Genomic DNA, 3,051 nt, shown 5'->3' with positions numbered 1-3,051 from the left:
TGGCCGGCGGTGGCGCCGCGCCCACCTCCGGCATGGCGATCATGCACAACGGCGTGGCCCACCTGAACGGCGCCCCGCTCACCGCCGATGCGCCGGTGCAGGCGGTCAGCAGCCAGGACCTGTTCGGCCTGCTCACCCGCCTGCAGCGCCTTGAGCATGCTCTGGAGGGCGGCGCCGACGCCCAGGACCGCAGCGTCAAGGACGAGCTTTCCGACCTGCTCGAGAGCGAGAACAGCGAGGCCATCCACGCCCTGGATCAGGCCGACGACGACGTCATCAACCTGGTCGCCATGCTGTTCGACTTCATCCTCGACGACGAGGGCCTGCCCTCGGAAATCAAGGCGCTGATCGGCCGTCTGCAGATCCCTCTTTTGAAGGTGGCGATCGCCGACAAGACCTTCTTCAGCAACGAAGAACACGACGCCCGCCTGCTGCTCAACACCCTGGCCCGCGCCGGTTGCCAGTGGGACCCGCAGCAGGGCTACGACGACGAAACCTACCAGCGCATCGACCGGGCAGTGCACGCCATCATCGACGATTACGACGAAGACGCCGCCCTGTTCAGCGAGCTGCTGGCGGAGTTCGAATCGTTCTTCAGCGACCAGCGGGCCCGCGCCGAGCGCGTCGCCGAGCGGGTGCGCGAAGCCGAGGAGGGCAAGGCCCGCGCCGAGCAAGCCGCCGACGCGGTGCGCCGCTACATCGATGCGCGCCTGGCCGGCCGCCAGGTGCCGGACGTGGCGGTGCGCCTGCTGCGCCAGGGCTGGCAGCAGGTGCTCTACCTGACCTGGCTGCGCCAGGGCGAGGACAGCGACACCTGGCGCCGCTACGCCAAGGTGGTGGACGCGCTGGTGTGGAGCGTGATGCCCCACCGCGCGCCGGCGGACCTGGAGAAGCTGCGCGACCTGAGCCCGAAAGTGGTGCGCGCGCTGGAGCACGGCCTGGAATCCATTCAATACGACGCCGGCGAAACCCGCGCCCTGCTGGACGACCTGCTGGCGGTCCACGACAGCCTGATCAAGGGGCTGGAGACTGAGCGGGTGGCGGTGCCCAAGGCGCCGGAGCCCGAGCCGCCAGCCCCCTCGGCGCTGCCCGACGACCACGAGCTGGTGGCACGGGCCCGACGCCTGCGCGCCGGCCAGTGGCTGGAAATCGGCGACGGCGAGGACGCGCAGCGCGCCAAGCTGGCCGCCAACATCCGCGACGGCGCCAAGCTGGTGTTCATCAACCGGCGCGGCATCAAGGTGCGCGAATACGACGCCGCCGGCCTGGCCCAGGCACTCCACGACGGCGAGGTCAAACTGATCGAGGACGGCGCCCTGTTCGACCGCGCCCTGGAAGCCGTGATCAGCGACCTGCGCCGCATGCAAAGCGCCTGACGTCTTGTGCGAGCGGGCCCTTGTGGGAGCGGGCCCGGCCCGCGAAAATAGCGCCATGCTGACGCTCACCAATCACTGGGTGGACCAGGCGCGCAAAGTGCCGTCGCCCAACTTCAACGCCCGCCCGGACCCGGAAGACATCTCCCTGGTGGTGATCCACAACATCAGCCTGCCGCCGGAAGAGTTCGGCGGCCCCCAGGTGGAAGCCTTTTTCCAGAACCGCCTGGACCCGTCCGAACACCCGTACTTCGAAGAGATCCGCGACCTGAAGGTGTCCTCCCACTTTCTGATCCGCCGCGACGGCGAGCTGGTGCAGTTCGTCGCCTGCGACCAGCGCGCCTGGCACGCCGGCGTCTCCCGCTGGCGCGACCGGGACAACTGCAACGACTTCGCCCTGGGCATCGAGCTGGAAGGCGCCGACCACGTTCCCTTCGAGGACGCCCAGTACCGCAGCCTGCGCACGCTGCTCGACGCTCTGATCGCCCACTACCCGCGCCTGTCCAACGACGCCATCACCGGCCACGAGCACATCGCGCCCGGCCGGAAGACCGACCCGGGCCCGGCCTTCGACTGGACCCGACTCTAACGGCTTGGTTGGACCGAGCCCTTGTGGGAGCGGGCCTCGCCCGCGAAAGGCAAGCTCTGCTTGCCGGCAGGATCCCAGAGACGCTGTTTGTGACACCGTTAGACACCTCTCTGGCATCCTGCCGGGAGCTTCGCTCCCTTTCGCGGGCGGGGCCCGCTCCCACAAGGCCCGCTCCTACAATTCTCTGGGCAACATGGTATAAACGGAGATATGAAACTACTCGTCATTCTTCTTGTGCTCGCCCTGCGCCGTCGTGACGGCGGCTGGCCGCTTTGGTTGACCCGCGAGGAGCGCCATCAGCGCTTTATCGATCGGCTGTCGCCGGGCGGCGGCGCGCTGGCCTGGTGGCTGGCGGTGGCCTTGCCGACGCTGCTGGTGGCGCTGCTGTTCAGCTGGCTGTGCGGCCTGGCGGGCGCGCTGCTGACCCTGCTGCTGGGCGGCGTGCTGCTGCTCTGGCTGATCGGCGTGGAGAGCGAGTTCCGGCGCATGGACACCCTGCTGGTACGCGGGCGCATGAACGACCGCGACGCCCTGGCCGGCAGCGCCGCCCGGGCCTTCGACACCGGGCCGCTGGATGACGGCCCGGACAACGAGCGGGCCTGGTTCAACGATCTCGCCGGCCGCTTCGTGCTGCGCGCCGGTGACCTGTTCGCGGTGCTGTTCTGGGTCACGGTGTTGGGCTTCGGCGCGGCGCTGCTGTTCGTGCTTAACCGCGCCTGGCTGCGCCGTCACCCGGAGCACAGCGACTGGGCCCGCAGCCTGGACATCGCCCTGGCCTGGATCCCGGCGCGCCTGACCGCCCTGGCGCTGGCCCTGGTGGGGCATTTCGGCATGGTCGCCCAGGCCGTGAGCGGGCGCATCTGGCGCCTCGACGACAGCCGCGGCCTGCTCACCCTGGCCGCCGACGCCGCCCTCGGCGGCGACGCCGACAGCGACGAGCCCGCCTTCCAGGCCGGCGTCAACCGCCTCGAAGCCCTCCAGGAGCTGATGCTCCGCGCACTAGCGGTGTGGCTTATTTTCGCCGCGCTCTGGGCTGTATTGCCCACCTAGCTGGAGCGAGCATTGTGGGAGATTCTATGGTGCCTAACA

Annotated in this window: 3 protein-coding genes; all 3 read left to right on the top strand. The window is 69.3% G+C overall.

The window, feature by feature from the left end; all coding sequences use genetic code 11:
* Positions 1-1,376, top strand: a 1,376-nt coding sequence (locus ISO4_RS16770) for a DUF1631 family protein (protein WP_194856975.1), incomplete at its 5' end; no start/stop codon positions are given.
* 55 nt (positions 1,377-1,431) lie between these two features.
* The gene (gene ampD / locus ISO4_RS16765) at positions 1,432-1,962 is read left to right on the top strand and encodes a 1,6-anhydro-N-acetylmuramyl-L-alanine amidase AmpD (protein WP_194856974.1); all 531 of its coding nucleotides are present in this window, start codon (positions 1,432-1,434) and stop codon (positions 1,960-1,962) included.
* A 210-nt stretch (positions 1,963-2,172) separates the two neighbouring features.
* Positions 2,173-3,012, top strand: coding sequence for a hypothetical protein (locus tag ISO4_RS16760; RefSeq protein ID WP_194856973.1), 840 nt, complete (start codon positions 2,173-2,175; stop codon positions 3,010-3,012).
* Positions 3,013-3,051: the final 39 nt, after the last annotated feature.

It is taken from the genome of Alloalcanivorax venustensis ISO4, from assembly GCF_015356855.1.
In the GTDB taxonomy this organism is placed as follows: domain Bacteria; phylum Pseudomonadota; class Gammaproteobacteria; order Pseudomonadales; family Alcanivoracaceae; genus Alloalcanivorax; species Alloalcanivorax venustensis.
This window is presented reverse-complemented; position numbering and strand designations above follow the sequence as displayed.